This is a genomic window from Oceanobacillus piezotolerans (genome assembly GCF_003665065.1).
GTDB classification, from domain to species: Bacteria; Bacillota; Bacilli; order Bacillales; family Amphibacillaceae; genus Oceanobacillus; species Oceanobacillus piezotolerans.
This window is the reverse complement of record NZ_RCHR01000010.1, coordinates 33,079-47,422: the sequence shown is the minus strand read 5'-3', so window position 1 is coordinate 47,422 and position 14,344 is coordinate 33,079. Positions and strand designations below refer to the sequence as shown.

Here is a 14,344-nt window from a genome sequence, read left to right as displayed (position 1 = left end):
TTCAAGAGAGGAGGTTAGCCTCGTATGACTGAACGTAATAATCGTAAAGTTTATACTGGACGTGTCGTTTCAGACAAAATGGATAAAACAATTACCGTTGTAGTTGAAACTTACAAAAACCATAAATTATATGGTAAACGCGTTAAGTATTCTAAGAAATTTAAAACTCATGATGAAAACAATCAAGCGAAAGTTGGCGATATCGTTCGTATCATGGAAACTCGCCCACTATCTGCAACAAAACGTTTTCGTTTAGTAGAAGTTGTTGAAGAAGCAGTAATTATCTAATTTAAATGTTGACTCGGAACGTATCCGAAGGGAGGTCACAGTGTTATGATTCAACAAGAAACTCGATTAAAAGTTGCTGATAACTCTGGTGCTCGTGAATTATTGACCATCAAAGTATTAGGTGGATCTGGTCGTAAGACAGCTAATATTGGTGATATAATTGTTTGCTCGGTAAAACAAGCAACACCAGGAGGCGTTGTCAAAAAAGGTGACGTTGTTAAAGCTGTAATCGTACGTAGTAAATCTGGTGCGCGTCGTAAAGATGGATCCTATATTCGTTTTGATGAAAATGCTGCCGTAATTATTCGTGATGATAAAAGTCCAAGAGGAACTCGTATTTTCGGACCTGTTGCACGTGAATTACGTGATGCTAAATTCATGAAAATCGTATCTCTAGCTCCAGAAGTTTTATAAGTTTATAAATTAACTTGACAAGGAGGTGCGTAATGCATGCATGTCAAAAAAGGTGATAAAGTAAAAGTATTATCTGGTAAAGATCGTGGTAAAGAAGGTGTCATCTTAGAAGCATATCCTAAAAAGGATCGCGTTCTTGTAGAAGGTGTTAACATGATTAAAAAACACGCTAAACCTTCACAAGAGAACCCACAAGGTGGAATTCTTAACATAGAAGCTCCAATTCATGTTTCTAATGTTATGCCAATCGATCCTAAGTCAGGTGAACCAACTCGTGTTGGATATGAAGTTCGTGACGGTAAAAAGGTCCGAATCGCTAAAAAGTCCGGTGAACTTTTAGATAAATAATTCCGCTGGTGAAAGGAGGGCGACATGATGAATCAATTAAAACAAAAATATCAAGATGAAGTCGTATCATCTTTAATGAATAAATTTAACTATAAATCTGTAATGCAAGTACCTAAGATTGAAAAGATTGTTATCAACATGGGTGTTGGTGACGCTGTTCAAAACTCTAAAGCATTGGATAGTGCGGTTGAAGAACTATCATTAATTTCTGGTCAAAAACCACTTATCACTCGTGCGAAGAAATCTATCGCTGGTTTCCGTTTGCGTGAAGGAATGCCTATTGGAGCGAAGGTTACTTTACGTGGTGAACGTATGTATGAGTTCTTACAAAAACTTATCTCTGTATCACTTCCACGTGTACGTGACTTCCGTGGTATTTCCAAGAAAGCCTTCGACGGCCGTGGTAACTACACTTTAGGTGTGAAAGAACAATTAATTTTCCCGGAAATTAACTATGATAAAGTCAATAAAGTTCGTGGTATGGATATCGTTATCGTAACAACTTCTAATACGGACGAAGAAGCTCGTGAACTATTGGCTCAGCTAGGCATGCCTTTCCAAAAATAAGCTAAAAGCTAATACAAGGAGGGAAAATTTTGGCTAAAAAATCTATGGTTGCAAAACAAAAGCGCCCACAAAAATACCAAGTACGTGAATATACTCGCTGTGAGCGTTGTGGTCGTCCACATTCTGTAATTCGTAAATTTAAACTTTGCCGTATTTGTTTCCGTGAACTTGCCTATAAAGGTCAAATTCCTGGTGTCAAAAAAGCAAGCTGGTAATCCCCGATTAGGGAAGGAGGTAATGATTAATGGTGATGACAGATCCAATCGCAGATATGCTAACTCGTATTCGTAACGCTAACATGGTTAAACATGAAAGTTTAGAGCTTCCTGCTTCTAAAATGAAAAAAGAAATCGCTGATATCTTGAAACGTGAAGGCTTTGTTAAAGATTATGAAGTGATTGAAGATAACAAACAAGGTATTCTGCGTATTTTCCTTAAGTACGGTCCTAATGAAGAACGAGTAATCACTGGTATTAAACGTATTAGTAAACCAGGATTGCGTGTATACGCTAAAGCTGATGAGGTACCTCGTGTACTAAACGGTCTAGGTATTGCTGTCGTTTCAACTTCTAATGGTGTTCTATCTGATAAAGAAGCACGTTCTCAAGCTGTTGGCGGCGAAGTTTTAGCATATGTTTGGTAATTAATTTGTTAATTAGAGGAGGTGCAATGAATGTCTCGTATAGGACTTAAACCCATCGAAATTCCAGAAGGTGTAGAAGTTAAACTTGATGGAAACACAATTACAGTTAAAGGACCTAAAGGTCAATTAACAAGAGATTTAAATTCTGATATGAAGATTAATATAGAGGACAATGTTCTAACTGTAGGACGTCCAAGCGATAACAAAGAACATCGCGCATTGCATGGTACAACTCGCAGCTTAATCAACAACATGGTTGTAGGTGTAAGTAAGGGTTATGAAAAAGCACTAGAAATTATCGGTGTAGGTTACCGTGCGCAAAAACAGGGAAATAAAGTTGTTATAAGTGCTGGTTACTCTCATCCAGTTGAGATTGAACAAATTGAGGGAATCGAAATTGAAGTACCTAAAAACACGGAATTAATCGTTAAAGGTATTGATAAACAGTTAGTCGGAGCTGTTGCTGCTAACATCAGAGCAATTAGATCACCAGAACCTTACAAAGGTAAAGGTATCCGTTATGCTGGAGAATATGTACGCCGTAAAGAAGGTAAAACTGCTAAGTAAGATTAGTTAGGAGCAGAAAGGAGTGACGTAGATGATCACAAAACCTGACAAAAATGTTGTACGTAAAAGAAGACATAGTCGTGTTCGCAGAAATCTTTCTGGAACATCAGCTCGTCCACGTTTAAACGTATATCGTTCAAATAAACACATCTATGCTCAATTAATAGATGATATCAACGGAGTTACTGTTGCAAGTGCTTCTACTAAAGATAAAGAATTGAATGTTGAATCGGCAGGTAATGTTGAAGCAGCAAAACAAGTCGGAGAACTGATTGCTAAACGTGCTCAAGATAATGGATTCAAATCTGTAGTATTTGACCGTGGCGGATATTTATATCATGGTCGTGTAAAAGCATTAGCAGAAGCTGCTCGTGAAGCAGGACTTGAATTTTAATCGTAAGGAGGGAAACATTTAATGAATACAAGTATCGACCCGAATAAATTAGATCTTGAAGAACGTGTTGTTGCGGTTAACCGTGTATCGAAAGTAGTTAAAGGTGGACGCCGTATGCGTTTTGCAGCAATCGTTGTAGTTGGAGATAAAAACGGTCATGTAGGTTTTGGTACTGGTAAAGCTCAGGAAGTACCTGAAGCTATTAAAAAAGCAGTTGATGATGCGAAGAAAAATCTAGTTACTGTACCACTTGTTGGAACTACCATCCCTCATGAAGTACATGGTAGATTCGGATCTGGTAAAGTATTAATGAAACCAGCTTATGAAGGTACTGGAGTTATCTCTGGTGGACCAGTTCGTGCTATTCTTGAACTTGCAGGAGTTGGTGATATTCTTACTAAATCCCTAGGTTCAAACACACCAATCAATATGATTCGTGCAACAATCGATGGTCTTAAACAATTGAAGCGTGCAGAAGATGTAGCAAAATTACGTGGAAAGTCCATTGAAGAACTGTTAGGATAATAAGGAGGGAAACATTATGTCTAAAAAATTAGAGATCACCCTCACACGGAGTGTTATTGGCAGAAAACAAAATCAAGTAAAGACTGTTGAAGCTCTAGGTCTTAAGAAAATTCGTCAAGCCGTAGTTCTTGAAGATACTCCATCCGTTCGTGGTATGATTAATAGAGTATCTCATCTAGTAACGGTGAAAGAAGTTTAATTAATACTAAGTGTAAAGAGGAGGTGCTCGCATGAAACTACATGAGTTGAAAGCAGCTGAAGGAACACGTAAAAACAGAAACAGAGTTGGACGTGGTACTTCTTCAGGTAACGGTAAAACTTCTGGAAGAGGTCATAAAGGTCAAAAAGCTCGTTCTGGCGGCGGTGTTCGTCCTGGATTCGAAGGGGGCCAAATGCCTTTATTCCAAAGACTACCAAAACGCGGTTTTACAAACATCAACCGTAAAGAATACGCAATTGTAAACCTAGAAACATTAAATCGTTTTGAAGATGGCACTGAAGTCACTCCTGAGCTATTACTAGAAACTGGTGTCGTAGCAAAACCTAAAGCAGGTATTAAAGTACTTGGTAAGGGAGCTATCGAAAAGAAACTTACAGTAAAAGCTCACAAGTTCTCTGCTTCTGCAGTAGAAGCAATCGAGGCAGCGGGCGGTAAAACCGAGGTGATTTAATGTTTCGCACACTCTCCAATTTTTGGCGCGTAGCAGATATTAGACGGAAAATAATTTTTACGTTATTGATGTTAATTGTCTTCCGTCTAGGTACCTTTATCCCGGTACCTTTTACAAATAATCAAGCAATTGATTTTATGAACCAGCAAAACGTGTTTGGTTTCTTAAACACTTTTGGTGGAGGGGCTTTGCAAAACTTCTCCATCTTTGCAATGGGGATTATGCCTTACATTACGGCATCCATTATTATGCAGTTATTGCAGATGGATGTGGTTCCTAAGTTTACGGAATGGAAGAAACAAGGTGAAATGGGTCGTAAAAAGCTTGCACAGTTTACACGTTATTTCACTATTGTGTTGGCATTTATCCAAGCAATCGCAATGTCGATCGGATTTAATGCTTTAGCTGGCGGATTACTCATCGAGAATCCAAACTTTCTGAAGTTCTTAGTTATTGCAATTGTATTAACTGCTGGAACCTCTTTCTTAATGTGGGTTGGTGAGCAAATTACTGCACACGGTGTTGGGAACGGAATTTCTATTCTGATCTTTGCCGGTATTGTAGCAGCTATCCCAAATGGGGCAGCTCAGCTATACAGTCAGTATTTTGTAAACCCTGGTGATGAATTATTTATAAACATTATCATTGTTGTGCTTATTCTCTTGGTTATACTTGCTGTAACAGTAGGTGTGATATACGTTAACCAAGCGTTACGTAAGATTCCTGTTCAGTATGCGAAAAAATTGGTTAATCGTTCTCCAGTAGGCGGTCAATCTACACATTTACCATTAAAGGTAAATGCGGCAGGGGTAATTCCTGTTATCTTTGCTGTAGCATTTATGATGGCACCTAGTACGATTGCTAGTTTCTTTGAAGGCCAAGTTGCACAAACAATAGTAAGTGTTTTTGATTATACACAACCAATTGGTATGCTGCTTTATGTAGTGTTGATTATTGCATTTACTTACTTCTATACATTTGTTCAAGTGAATCCAGAACAAATGGCGGAGAATTTGCAAAAACAAGGTGGATATATTCCTGGGATTCGTCCTGGTACTAATACGGAAACCTACTTAAATCGTGTTATTAACCGATTAACTTTCGTAGGTGCGCTTTTCTTAGCGGCTGTAGCTGTATTACCGATGGTCTTAGGTGCACTGGCTAATCTGCCTACCGCAGTACAAGTTGGCGGCACAAGTTTACTAATCATTGTAGGTGTTGCTTTACAAACCATGAAGCAACTAGAAAGTCAGTTAGTGAAGCGTCACTACAAAGGATTTATTAAGTAATTTCCTGCTGCCTATCGAGAGCGAGGGGAAGACATTGAATTTAATATTGATGGGATTACCTGGTGCTGGTAAAGGGACTCAGGCCCAAAAGATTAATGAAAAATATAATATCCCTCATATTTCTACAGGGGATATGTTCCGTTTAGCTATTAAAGAAGGAACCCAATTAGGGTTGAAAGCGAAGGAATATATGGATCAGGGTGAACTCGTTCCAGATGAAGTAACAGTTGGTATTGTGAAAGAACGTTTAAGTAAAGATGACTGTAACAATGGTTTTCTTCTAGACGGCTTTCCAAGAACAATTGCACAAGCGGAAGCTTTAGAACAAATACTAGCTGAGATGGATCAAACGATCGATTCAGTTATACATGTAAATGTTCCGGAAGCGAAGCTAGTGGAACGTTTGACTGGCCGTAGAATCTGTCCAACATGTGGTACTGCATACCATGTTGAATTTAACCCTCCTAAAGTTGAGGGAATCTGTGATAAAGATGGTTCACAGTTGATTCAGCGTGATGATGATAAGGTTGAAACAGTGAAGAATCGTTTGTCAGTTAATATTAAACAAACGCAACCGTTACTTGATTTCTATGAAAACAGAGGGTATCTAGTTAACATAAACGGAGATCAAGAAATTGATGATGTATTTAGCGATATCCAAAGCTTCTTAGAAAAATAGTAATTATCTAATCTAGTGTGGAACAGATGCATTTCTTTATCTTAATCTGTATAATGTATGCATGAAATACAAAAATCCTTAGTATTGCTTTTGAACTCTAGTAATACTGGTTAAAATAACCTTTATAGGTGACAATCAAACTGTAGCCTAAGTGCAGGTGATCTTGTTGAACGAAGGTGCTAGAGGATCGCTGTTAGGTCGGGTTGTACGTGTTTTACAAGGACGAGAAACCAATCAGTACATGATTATTATAGAAGTGCTGGATGATCGTTATGTTATTCTCGCAGATGGAGAAAAACGTAAAACAAATCGGCCGAAGAAGAAGAATCTGCATCATATAGAGATAACGGATTATATTTCCCCAGAAGTCCAAAACAGCCTTCTAGAAACCGGTCGTGTCACAAATGGGAAATTGCGGTTTGCCATATCAAAGTATATGAGTGAGATTGTGACTGATTTGAAGAAGGGAGATCTACACGATGGCGAAAGATGATGTAATTGAAGTAGAAGGTACCGTAACAGAAACATTGCCAAATGCAATGTTTAATGTAGAGCTTGAAAATGGCCATACGGTTTTGGCCCATGTATCTGGTAAAATTCGTATGCATTACATTCGTATTTTACCTGGTGACAAGGTAACGGTTGAACTTTCTCCTTACGATTTAACAAGAGGAAGAATAACTTATCGTTACAAATAATCTAAAGCTCCGATATAAGAGGAGGTAAACTGATGAAAGTAAGAGCATCCGTTAAACCAATTTGCGAAAAGTGTAAAGTTATTAAGCGCAAAGGCAAAGTAATGGTTATTTGTGAAAACCCTAAGCATAAACAAAAACAAGGTTAATAAGGAGGTGCTGAGACTTAATGGCACGTATTGCAGGTATTGACATTCCACGTGAAAAACGTGTGGTAATATCATTAACTTATATATATGGAATCGGTAAGAAAACTGCACAGAAAGTCCTTGAAGAAGCAGGCGTTTCAGAAGACACTCGTGTACGTGATCTAACAGAAGATGAACTTTCTAGAATCCGTCAAGCAATGGAACAATTTACTGTTGAAGGTGACCTTCGTCGTGAAGTATCCCTTAATATTAAACGTCTAATTGAAATCGGTTCTTACAGAGGTCTTCGTCATCGTCGTGGATTACCAGTTCGTGGACAAAACACGAAAAATAATTCACGTACTCGTAAAGGCCCACGTAAAACTATGGCTAACAAGAAAAAATAACGTAAAGGAGGTAAACTTATCCTATGGCACGTAAAACAAACACACGTAAACGTCGTGTGAAAAAGAATATTGAGTCAGGTGTAGCACACATCCGCTCTACATTTAACAACACAATTGTAACAATTACAGATAAACAAGGTAATGCAGTTGGCTGGAGTTCTGCTGGAGCATTAGGCTTTAAAGGTTCTCGTAAGTCTACTCCATTTGCTGCTCAAATGGCTGCTGAAACAGCTGCAAAATCAGCATTGGAAACTGGTATGAAGACTTTAGAAGTAACTGTTAAAGGACCTGGTGCTGGACGTGAAGCTGCAATTCGTTCTCTTCAAGCTGCTGGTTTGGAAGTAACTGCAATTGTGGATGTAACACCAGTTCCTCATAACGGTTGCCGCCCACCAAAACGTCGTCGTGTTTAATTTTACCGTATAGAATTTGTTACCCTGTCAATAATGGGTTATGATAGCTAAAATATTGGTGATTAAGCTTTCTGACAGCATCGAGATAAGACAGTACGTAAAATCTTAAAGTAGTGCAGAAACGCCTACTGCTTATTTGAGGAATTTCGGTTAGACATTTGTCTAGCCGGGGTTTCGACGTTTTAAAGGAGGGTTTTAATTAAATGATCGAAATAGAAAAACCAAAAATTGAAACGGTTGAGATTAGCGAGGATGCTACATTTGGTAAATTTGTAGTCGAACCGCTTGAACGTGGATATGGTGCCACTCTAGGAAACTCCTTGCGTCGTATCTTATTATCCTCACTTCCAGGTGCTGCTGTTACATCCGTTCAAATTGACGGTGCACTACATGAGTTTTCAACGATTGATGGTGTAGTAGAAGATGTCACACAAATTGTTTTGAATTTAAAACGATTAGCTTTGAAAATCTATTCGGATGAACCAAAAACATTGGAACTCGATGTTCAAGGTGAAGGTAAAGTAACTGCAGCTGACCTTACTTATGATAGTGATGTAGAAGTCTTAAATCCAGATTTATATATTGCTACATTAAACAGTAAGGGTAGCTTACACATGAAAATTACTGCAGAACGTGGTCGTGGCTATCGTCCTTCAGAAGAAAACAAGCGTGACGATCAGCCTATTGGTGTAGTACCAATCGATTCGATCTTTACACCAGTATCACGTGTGACCTATCAAGTTGAAAATACACGTGTTGGGCAAAATGCTAATTACGATAAGCTAACATTAGATATTACAACAGATGGTAGTATTCGCCCTGAGGAAGCTATTTCTCTAGGAGCAAAAATCATTACCGAGCATTTTAATATCTTTGTAGGATTAACAGATGAAGCACAAAACGCAGAAATAATGGTAGAGAAAGAAGAAGATCAGAAAGAAAAAGTGATGGAAATGACCATCGAAGAGCTTGATCTTTCCGTTCGTTCTTACAATTGCTTGAAACGTGCTGGTATTAATACCGTACAAGAACTTGCGAACAAGTCTGAGGAAGATATGATGAAAGTTCGTAATTTGGGACGTAAATCCTTAGAAGAAGTAAAAGTTAAATTAAATGAACTTGGTTTAGGTTTACGAGAAGACGACTGAGAATGACAGTCACCTAGAGTTTTTTAAGAAAGGGAGGGATTAGTCCATGGCTAGAAAGTTAGGACGTACAACAGATGCCCGTATGGCACTTCTTCGCAATCTTGCTTCAGATTTAATTATTCATGAGCGTATTGAAACAACTGAAGCAAAAGCTAAAGAGCTAAAATCAATCGTTGATAAAATGATTACGTTAGGAAAACGTGGGGATCTTCATGCTCGCCGTCAAGCTGCAGCTTTCCTTTACAGAAAAGAAGCTGACGATGAAAACAACGTAATCCAAAAATTATTTGATGACGTTGCTGCTCGTTATGAAGATAGACAAGGTGGATATACACGTGTTCTTAAACTTGGCGAACGCCAAGGTGATGGAGCAAAAATGGCAATCGTTGAATTAGTTTAATGAAGATTGTTGCGGCAAGGGCAGGACTCAAACTCTCTCGAGATGAATCCAAGCCCTTTTTTGCTTAATAAGCCATTTCTCTATTCGATTTCATAAAGAATTGGCTCGGCATTCGCAGTATGTGAATGCCGATTTTATATTTGCAGAGGGAAGAATCTTTCATTAGAAATATAAGAGAATTATGCTATATTGAATATTAAAGTAAACTCACTTAGTGGGAGCTCTTTAAATCGGTCAAGATATCTTTTGTTTTACATCTTTGCAACTTTGCGCCGAGTAAGGCATAGGTGCAGGTCATGTCAAATCTAATTGGCTGGCCAGTCAGTTAGCGGGAAACGATTGCATAAGGGGGATATAGCATGGAAAACAAGCCGTTAATACAATTTAAAAACGTTTCATTTCGTTATAATGATAAAGCCCCCTGGGTGCTTGATAATGTATCTTTTACTATAGAAGAAGATGAATGGGTTGCTATTATCGGCCATAATGGTTCTGGTAAATCCACCATTGCTAAATTAATTAATGGATTACTTTTCCCGCAAAAGGGTGAAATTCTTATCTCTGGTAAGAAGGTAGATGAGGAATCAGTCTGGGAAATTCGCAAAGAAGTCGGAATGGTCTTTCAAAATCCAGATAATCAGTTTGTTGGTGCAACGGTACAGGATGATGTTGCATTTGGAATGGAAAACCGTGGGATACCAAGAGAAGAAATGATTAAAAGAATCGATGAGACTCTTAAAGCAGTTGGTATGTCAGACTATCGGCTGACCGAGCCACATAGACTTTCAGGTGGGCAAAAGCAACGAGTGGCGATAGCTAGTGTACTAGCAATCTCACCAAAGGTATTGATTCTGGATGAGGCTACAGCCATGCTAGACCCAAATGGCCGGAAGGAAATTATGCAGACAGTATCAAGTATACTGGATGAAAGAAATTTTGCCCTAATAACCATTACTCATGATCTAGAAGAGATTGTACAAGCCGACCGAGTCATTGTTATGAACAATGGACAAGTATGGGATGAAGCAAAACCTCGTGACATCTTTACAAAAAAAGAGGCTTTACGAGAAATTGGCCTGGACGTACCGTTTGTTGCAATTCTTGCAGATGAACTTAAACAATATGGAATTCCATTGCCTAAGGAGCCATTAAACCACGGAGAGTTGTTGGAGGACCTATGGACATTACATTTAAGAACGTAACCTATACCTATCAACCAAACACACCATTTGAACATACAGCACTCGAGAATATGTCATTCCATGTTAAATCGGGGTCATTTGTTGCCATTATCGGCCATACAGGTTCAGGTAAATCTACTTTACTTAGTCACTTAAACGGATTGCAGGTTCCTACAGAAGGAGAGGTAACGATTGGTGATTACCGTCTTTCGAGGGAGCATAAACCTTCTGACCTAAAGGAACTTCGCAGTAAAGTTGGCGTGGTTTTCCAATATCCTGAGCATCAATTGTTTGAAGAAACAGTCGAAAAGGATATTGCATTTGGTCCAGAAAACTTTGGAGTCCCGGAGAGTGACATTAAGAAAAGGATAGAAAAGGCGAGCCGTGCTGTTGGACTGTCTCCGGAATTATTAAAACGTTCTCCATTTGAATTAAGTGGAGGGCAAATGAGAAGAGTAGCAATTGCAGGCGTTTTAGCGGTGAGCCCAGAAGTATTAGTACTGGATGAACCAACTGCTGGCCTCGATCCTCGTGGACAGAAGGAAATGATGGATATGTTCTATCAACTACACAGGGAAGAGGGGCTAACAACTGTATTAGTTACACATAGTATGGAGGATGCATTAAAATACGCAGACTATGTGATTATCTTGAATAAAGGTGCTAAATATATGGAGGGAAGGCCAGAGGAAGTCTTTACGCAAAAGGAAGCCCTTCAAAAAGTGCAACTGGATGTTCCTGAAATCGTCCAATTTCTAACAGCCTTTAACCAGAAATTTCATACCTCGATTCCATTTCAAAAGCAGTCAGAAAAAGAGCTTGCGAGATCGATTCAACAAGTGTTAAAGGGAGATGAAGAAAAATGAATTCCATTATCATTGGTCAGTATGTCCCCGGAGATTCTATTATACACAGAATGGACCCACGGACGAAAATCACGATTATCTTTTTCTTTATCTTTATTGTGTTCTTTGCAAATAATGTAACAAGCTATGGTTTACTGGTAGTTTTTGCGGCACTCAGTGTTTTCCTATCTAAAGTGCCTCTTCAATTTATTGCAAAGGGATTAACGCCAATTTGGTTCCTTGTTGCCTTCACCTTTATTTTGCACTTATTTGTAACAAAAGAAGGAGAATTATTTTTTGATTTCTGGATTTTTGAGTTTTATACTGGTGGAGTAATGCAGGGACTCGCTATATCCGTACGTTTCTTTCTATTAATATTGGTTACTTCTTTACTAACATTAACAACTACGCCAATGGAAATAACCGATGCGATAGAGGATATGCTAAGGCCACTGAATAAAGTGAAATTTCCTGTCCACGAGCTAGCACTTATGATGTCTATCTCACTAAGGTTTATTCCAACGTTAATGCAAGAAACCGAAAAGATTTCGAAGGCACAAGCCTCACGTGGAGTAGATTTTAAAAATGGGCCTATTAAGGCAAGGATCAAAGCGGTTGTTCCATTATTGGTTCCTTTATTTGTGAGTGCTTTTAAACGGGCTGAAGAGCTTGCTATGGCAATGGAGGCCCGTGGCTATCAAGGTGGCTATGGAAGATCAAAGCTTAGACAATTACAAATAGGAAAAATAGATATTATGGTATATCTCGTATTTATTGCCGTAATTGCAGGGCTATTTTTAACAAGAACATATGGATAAGAAAAGGGAAGCAAGCAATGGGTGAAAGAATAAAGTGTACGATTCAATATGATGGAACCCTATTTCATGGGTTTCAAATACAACCGAATAAGCGAACCGTCCAAGGAGAGCTGGAAAAGGCTCTATCACGGGTGCATAAAGGATCCAAGATAAAGACAGTGGCATCAGGGCGAACAGACAGCGGAGTGCATGCAAAAGGGCAAGTGATTCACTTTGATAGCATCTTATCCATTCCTTCTGAAGGGTGGAAGCAAGCTTTGAATACCCAACTGCCTGATGATATATATATCATAGATGTTAAACGCGTTTCTAGCGCGTTTCACGCGCGTTATGGTGTGTCCCAGAAGGAATACCATTATATCGTATTAAACCGCCCAGACACAGACGTATTTAACCGTAATTATAGCTATCACTTTCCATATGAAATTGATATAGATAAAATTTTAGAAGCTTGTCGTTATTTGGAAGGAACACATGACTTTACAACCTTATCATCTGCCAAATCAACCGTAAAGGGAACCAAAGTGAGAACCATCTATGAAGCAAATTGCATTAGACAAGGAGACAAGCTGACCTTCGTTTTCCGGGGAAGCGGATTTCTATATAATATGGTTCGAATCATGGTAAGTGTTCTATTAGATATTGGTCAAGGCAGGCGAAAGCCAGAAGACATTCCAAAAATGATAGAGAAAAAAGATAGATCACTTGCCGGAAAGACTATTGCTCCGCAAGGTCTTTACCTATGGAAGGTCACTTATGATGATCAGGAGGAAATAAATCCATCATAATCATTTCTTCTATGAAAGAAAAACGAAGAATAATGAAGGATAACCTTGACATTTACATCTAAAATGTTATATTATGATACATGGCATTTTATTTCTTAAAAACCATGATTAGCCCCGGAAACTAATTATGTTGAATAAGAATAACAATAGATTTGAAACGATTTATTTAAATTTGGAGGGAAAAAACATGCGCACAACGTTCATGGCGAATGAAAACAATATTGAACGCAAATGGTTAGTTGTGGATGCTGAAGGCCAACGTTTAGGTCGTTTAGCTAGTGAAGTTGCATCTATCCTTCGTGGAAAACACAAACCAACTTACACTCCACACGCTGATACTGGAGATCACGTAATTATTATCAACGCTGAAAAAATTGAATTAACAGGTAACAAATTAAACGACAAGATGTATTACAACCACTCAGGACACCCAGGTGGACTTAGAGCTCGTAATGCAAGCGAAATGCTTACTAAATATACAGAGGAAATGTTGGAAACTACAATTAAAGGTATGCTTCCTAAAGGACCTCTAGGCCGCAGAATGGCGAAAAAATTACACGTATTCAGAGGCGCTGAACACAATCATCAAGCACAAAAACCAGAAGTTTACGAACTTCGTGGGTAATTGAAAAAGGAGGTAAACATTTTGGCACAAGTACAATACTACGGAACAGGTCGTCGTAAAAAATCAACTGCTCGTGTACGTCTAGTACCAGGATCAGGTAATGTAAAAGTTAATGGTCGTGATGCAAGAGAGTATTTCCCATATGAAACTCAACTTCTTATTCTTAACCAGCCTTTAGCTGCTACAGAAACAGAAGGAACATATGACGTATTAGTAAACGTTCATGGTGGAGGTTTCACTGGTCAAGCTGGTGCTATCCGTCATGGAATCGCTCGTGCACTTCTTGAGGCAGATCCTGAATACCGCACAACTCTTAAACGTGCTGGATTCTTAACTCGTGACCCTCGTATGAAAGAACGTAAGAAATACGGTCTTAAAGGCGCACGTCGTGCACCTCAGTTCTCAAAACGTTAATATATCTACGTTTCAAGGCTCTTTTCACTTATGTGGAAAGGGTCTTTTTTATTGCCTGTAAATTGTCTGAGACTACAACTCAACCTATATTATAGTT

The 14,344-nt window shown here is 38.6% G+C and carries 26 protein-coding genes; all 26 read left to right on the top strand.

All coding sequences use genetic code 11. The features are described from left to right. Positions 1–24: 24 nt before the first annotated feature. The 26 genes from rpsQ (at position 25) to rpsI (ending at position 14,247) form a co-directional block, all read left to right on the top strand. Positions 25–288 (top strand): 30S ribosomal protein S17, encoded by a 264-nt coding sequence (rpsQ, locus tag D8M04_RS18430; RefSeq protein ID WP_085993676.1) that lies wholly within the window; start codon positions 25–27, stop codon positions 286–288. A 45-nt stretch (positions 289–333) separates the two neighbouring features. Next, positions 334–702 (top strand): 50S ribosomal protein L14, encoded by a 369-nt coding sequence (gene rplN, locus D8M04_RS18425; RefSeq protein ID WP_121524881.1) that lies wholly within the window; start codon positions 334–336, stop codon positions 700–702. A gap of 36 nt (positions 703–738) precedes the next feature. Then, a complete protein-coding gene (gene rplX, locus D8M04_RS18420) occupies positions 739–1,050 on the top strand; it encodes a 50S ribosomal protein L24 (protein ID WP_121524880.1) in 312 nt (103 codons plus the stop codon). A 27-nt stretch (positions 1,051–1,077) separates the two neighbouring features. Next, positions 1,078–1,617, top strand: a complete 540-nt coding sequence (gene rplE, locus D8M04_RS18415; protein WP_121524879.1) for a 50S ribosomal protein L5 — start codon at positions 1,078–1,080, stop codon at positions 1,615–1,617. 29 nt (positions 1,618–1,646) lie between these two features. Further along, positions 1,647–1,832 (top strand): type Z 30S ribosomal protein S14, encoded by a 186-nt coding sequence (locus D8M04_RS18410; protein WP_047185890.1) that lies wholly within the window; start codon positions 1,647–1,649, stop codon positions 1,830–1,832. A gap of 29 nt (positions 1,833–1,861) precedes the next feature. After that, positions 1,862–2,260, top strand: a complete 399-nt coding sequence (rpsH, locus tag D8M04_RS18405) for a 30S ribosomal protein S8 (RefSeq protein WP_121524878.1) — start codon at positions 1,862–1,864, stop codon at positions 2,258–2,260. Positions 2,261–2,290: 30 nt separating this feature from the next. Beyond that, the gene (gene rplF / locus D8M04_RS18400; protein ID WP_121524877.1) at positions 2,291–2,827 is read left to right on the top strand and encodes a 50S ribosomal protein L6; all 537 of its coding nucleotides are present in this window, start codon (positions 2,291–2,293) and stop codon (positions 2,825–2,827) included. Positions 2,828–2,858: 31 nt separating this feature from the next. Next, a complete protein-coding gene (gene rplR, locus D8M04_RS18395) occupies positions 2,859–3,221 on the top strand; it encodes a 50S ribosomal protein L18 (protein WP_121524876.1) in 363 nt (120 codons plus the stop codon). Between the two features lie 21 nt (positions 3,222–3,242). Continuing rightward, the gene (gene rpsE, locus D8M04_RS18390; protein WP_121524875.1) at positions 3,243–3,746 is read left to right on the top strand and encodes a 30S ribosomal protein S5; all 504 of its coding nucleotides are present in this window, start codon (positions 3,243–3,245) and stop codon (positions 3,744–3,746) included. A gap of 16 nt (positions 3,747–3,762) precedes the next feature. Beyond that, positions 3,763–3,945: a 50S ribosomal protein L30 gene (gene rpmD, locus D8M04_RS18385; protein ID WP_121524874.1), complete on the top strand. Its 183-nt coding sequence runs from the start codon at positions 3,763–3,765 to the stop codon at positions 3,943–3,945. A gap of 31 nt (positions 3,946–3,976) precedes the next feature. Next, positions 3,977–4,417: a 50S ribosomal protein L15 gene (rplO, locus tag D8M04_RS18380; RefSeq protein WP_121524873.1), complete on the top strand. Its 441-nt coding sequence runs from the start codon at positions 3,977–3,979 to the stop codon at positions 4,415–4,417. After that, positions 4,417–5,706, top strand: a complete 1,290-nt coding sequence (gene secY / locus D8M04_RS18375; protein WP_121524872.1) for a preprotein translocase subunit SecY — start codon at positions 4,417–4,419, stop codon at positions 5,704–5,706. Before rplO ends, secY begins: the two co-directional genes overlap by 1 nt. 34 nt (positions 5,707–5,740) lie before the next feature. Beyond that, on the top strand, positions 5,741–6,385 hold the full coding sequence (locus D8M04_RS18370) for an adenylate kinase (RefSeq protein WP_121524871.1): 645 nt from the start codon (positions 5,741–5,743) through the stop codon (positions 6,383–6,385). Positions 6,386–6,551: 166 nt separating this feature from the next. Continuing rightward, positions 6,552–6,878 (top strand): KOW domain-containing RNA-binding protein, encoded by a 327-nt coding sequence (locus D8M04_RS18365; RefSeq protein WP_121524870.1) that lies wholly within the window; start codon positions 6,552–6,554, stop codon positions 6,876–6,878. Further along, positions 6,865–7,083: a translation initiation factor IF-1 gene (gene infA / locus D8M04_RS18360; RefSeq protein WP_121524869.1), complete on the top strand. Its 219-nt coding sequence runs from the start codon at positions 6,865–6,867 to the stop codon at positions 7,081–7,083. Before D8M04_RS18365 ends, infA begins: the two co-directional genes overlap by 14 nt. 32 nt (positions 7,084–7,115) lie before the next feature. Then, positions 7,116–7,229: a 50S ribosomal protein L36 gene (gene rpmJ, locus D8M04_RS18355; RefSeq protein ID WP_010095733.1), complete on the top strand. Its 114-nt coding sequence runs from the start codon at positions 7,116–7,118 to the stop codon at positions 7,227–7,229. Between the two features lie 20 nt (positions 7,230–7,249). Further along, positions 7,250–7,615: a 30S ribosomal protein S13 gene (gene rpsM / locus D8M04_RS18350; RefSeq protein WP_121524868.1), complete on the top strand. Its 366-nt coding sequence runs from the start codon at positions 7,250–7,252 to the stop codon at positions 7,613–7,615. Positions 7,616–7,638: 23 nt separating this feature from the next. Continuing rightward, complete coding sequence (rpsK, locus tag D8M04_RS18345) at positions 7,639–8,028, top strand: 30S ribosomal protein S11 (protein ID WP_121524867.1); 390 nt, start codon at positions 7,639–7,641, stop codon at positions 8,026–8,028. A 203-nt stretch (positions 8,029–8,231) separates the two neighbouring features. Beyond that, the gene (locus tag D8M04_RS18340; protein WP_121524866.1) at positions 8,232–9,176 is read left to right on the top strand and encodes a DNA-directed RNA polymerase subunit alpha; all 945 of its coding nucleotides are present in this window, start codon (positions 8,232–8,234) and stop codon (positions 9,174–9,176) included. Positions 9,177–9,222: 46 nt separating this feature from the next. Then, positions 9,223–9,576, top strand: coding sequence for a 50S ribosomal protein L17 (gene rplQ, locus D8M04_RS18335; protein WP_121524865.1), 354 nt, complete (start codon positions 9,223–9,225; stop codon positions 9,574–9,576). A gap of 359 nt (positions 9,577–9,935) precedes the next feature. Further along, on the top strand, positions 9,936–10,778 hold the full coding sequence (locus D8M04_RS18330) for an energy-coupling factor ABC transporter ATP-binding protein (RefSeq protein WP_121524864.1): 843 nt from the start codon (positions 9,936–9,938) through the stop codon (positions 10,776–10,778). Beyond that, complete coding sequence (locus D8M04_RS18325; RefSeq protein WP_121524863.1) at positions 10,754–11,623, top strand: energy-coupling factor ABC transporter ATP-binding protein; 870 nt, start codon at positions 10,754–10,756, stop codon at positions 11,621–11,623. Before D8M04_RS18330 ends, D8M04_RS18325 begins: the two co-directional genes overlap by 25 nt. Beyond that, the gene (locus tag D8M04_RS18320; RefSeq protein WP_121524862.1) at positions 11,620–12,420 is read left to right on the top strand and encodes an energy-coupling factor transporter transmembrane component T family protein; all 801 of its coding nucleotides are present in this window, start codon (positions 11,620–11,622) and stop codon (positions 12,418–12,420) included. Before D8M04_RS18325 ends, D8M04_RS18320 begins: the two co-directional genes overlap by 4 nt. Before the next feature lie 17 nt (positions 12,421–12,437). Next, entirely contained in the window at positions 12,438–13,208 is a 771-nt protein-coding gene (gene truA / locus D8M04_RS18315; protein WP_121524861.1) for a tRNA pseudouridine(38-40) synthase TruA, read from the top strand. 187 nt (positions 13,209–13,395) lie between these two features. Continuing rightward, positions 13,396–13,833: a 50S ribosomal protein L13 gene (rplM, locus tag D8M04_RS18310; protein WP_121524860.1), complete on the top strand. Its 438-nt coding sequence runs from the start codon at positions 13,396–13,398 to the stop codon at positions 13,831–13,833. Positions 13,834–13,854: 21 nt separating this feature from the next. Continuing rightward, positions 13,855–14,247 carry a 30S ribosomal protein S9 gene (rpsI, locus tag D8M04_RS18305; RefSeq protein ID WP_121524859.1) on the top strand — a complete coding sequence of 131 codons (393 nt, stop codon included), beginning with the start codon at positions 13,855–13,857 and terminating at the stop codon, positions 14,245–14,247. Positions 14,248–14,344 lie beyond the last annotated feature (97 nt).

Bases quoted from the DNA above. Each gene is read 5' to 3' on its own strand.
- rpsQ (WP_085993676.1), top strand. From the start codon at position 25: ATGACTGAACGTAATAATCGTAAAGTTTATACTGGACGTGTCGTTTCA.
- rplN (WP_121524881.1), top strand. From the start codon at position 334: ATGATTCAACAAGAAACTCGATTAAAAGTTGCTGATAACTCTGGTGCT.
- rplX (WP_121524880.1), top strand. From the start codon at position 739: ATGCATGTCAAAAAAGGTGATAAAGTAAAAGTATTATCTGGTAAAGAT.
- rplE (WP_121524879.1), top strand. From the start codon at position 1,078: ATGAATCAATTAAAACAAAAATATCAAGATGAAGTCGTATCATCTTTA.
- rpsH (WP_121524878.1), top strand. From the start codon at position 1,862: ATGGTGATGACAGATCCAATCGCAGATATGCTAACTCGTATTCGTAAC.
- rplF (WP_121524877.1), top strand. From the start codon at position 2,291: ATGTCTCGTATAGGACTTAAACCCATCGAAATTCCAGAAGGTGTAGAA.
- rplR (WP_121524876.1), top strand. From the start codon at position 2,859: ATGATCACAAAACCTGACAAAAATGTTGTACGTAAAAGAAGACATAGT.
- rpsE (WP_121524875.1), top strand. From the start codon at position 3,243: ATGAATACAAGTATCGACCCGAATAAATTAGATCTTGAAGAACGTGTT.
- rpmD (WP_121524874.1), top strand. From the start codon at position 3,763: ATGTCTAAAAAATTAGAGATCACCCTCACACGGAGTGTTATTGGCAGA.
- rplO (WP_121524873.1), top strand. From the start codon at position 3,977: ATGAAACTACATGAGTTGAAAGCAGCTGAAGGAACACGTAAAAACAGA.
- secY (WP_121524872.1), top strand. From the start codon at position 4,417: ATGTTTCGCACACTCTCCAATTTTTGGCGCGTAGCAGATATTAGACGG.
- infA (WP_121524869.1), top strand. From the start codon at position 6,865: ATGGCGAAAGATGATGTAATTGAAGTAGAAGGTACCGTAACAGAAACA.
- rpmJ (WP_010095733.1), top strand. From the start codon at position 7,116: ATGAAAGTAAGAGCATCCGTTAAACCAATTTGCGAAAAGTGTAAAGTT.
- rpsM (WP_121524868.1), top strand. From the start codon at position 7,250: ATGGCACGTATTGCAGGTATTGACATTCCACGTGAAAAACGTGTGGTA.
- rpsK (WP_121524867.1), top strand. From the start codon at position 7,639: ATGGCACGTAAAACAAACACACGTAAACGTCGTGTGAAAAAGAATATT.
- D8M04_RS18340 (WP_121524866.1), top strand. From the start codon at position 8,232: ATGATCGAAATAGAAAAACCAAAAATTGAAACGGTTGAGATTAGCGAG.
- rplQ (WP_121524865.1), top strand. From the start codon at position 9,223: ATGGCTAGAAAGTTAGGACGTACAACAGATGCCCGTATGGCACTTCTT.
- D8M04_RS18330 (WP_121524864.1), top strand. From the start codon at position 9,936: ATGGAAAACAAGCCGTTAATACAATTTAAAAACGTTTCATTTCGTTAT.
- D8M04_RS18325 (WP_121524863.1), top strand. From the start codon at position 10,754: ATGGACATTACATTTAAGAACGTAACCTATACCTATCAACCAAACACA.
- D8M04_RS18320 (WP_121524862.1), top strand. From the start codon at position 11,620: ATGAATTCCATTATCATTGGTCAGTATGTCCCCGGAGATTCTATTATA.
- truA (WP_121524861.1), top strand. From the start codon at position 12,438: ATGGGTGAAAGAATAAAGTGTACGATTCAATATGATGGAACCCTATTT.
- rplM (WP_121524860.1), top strand. From the start codon at position 13,396: ATGCGCACAACGTTCATGGCGAATGAAAACAATATTGAACGCAAATGG.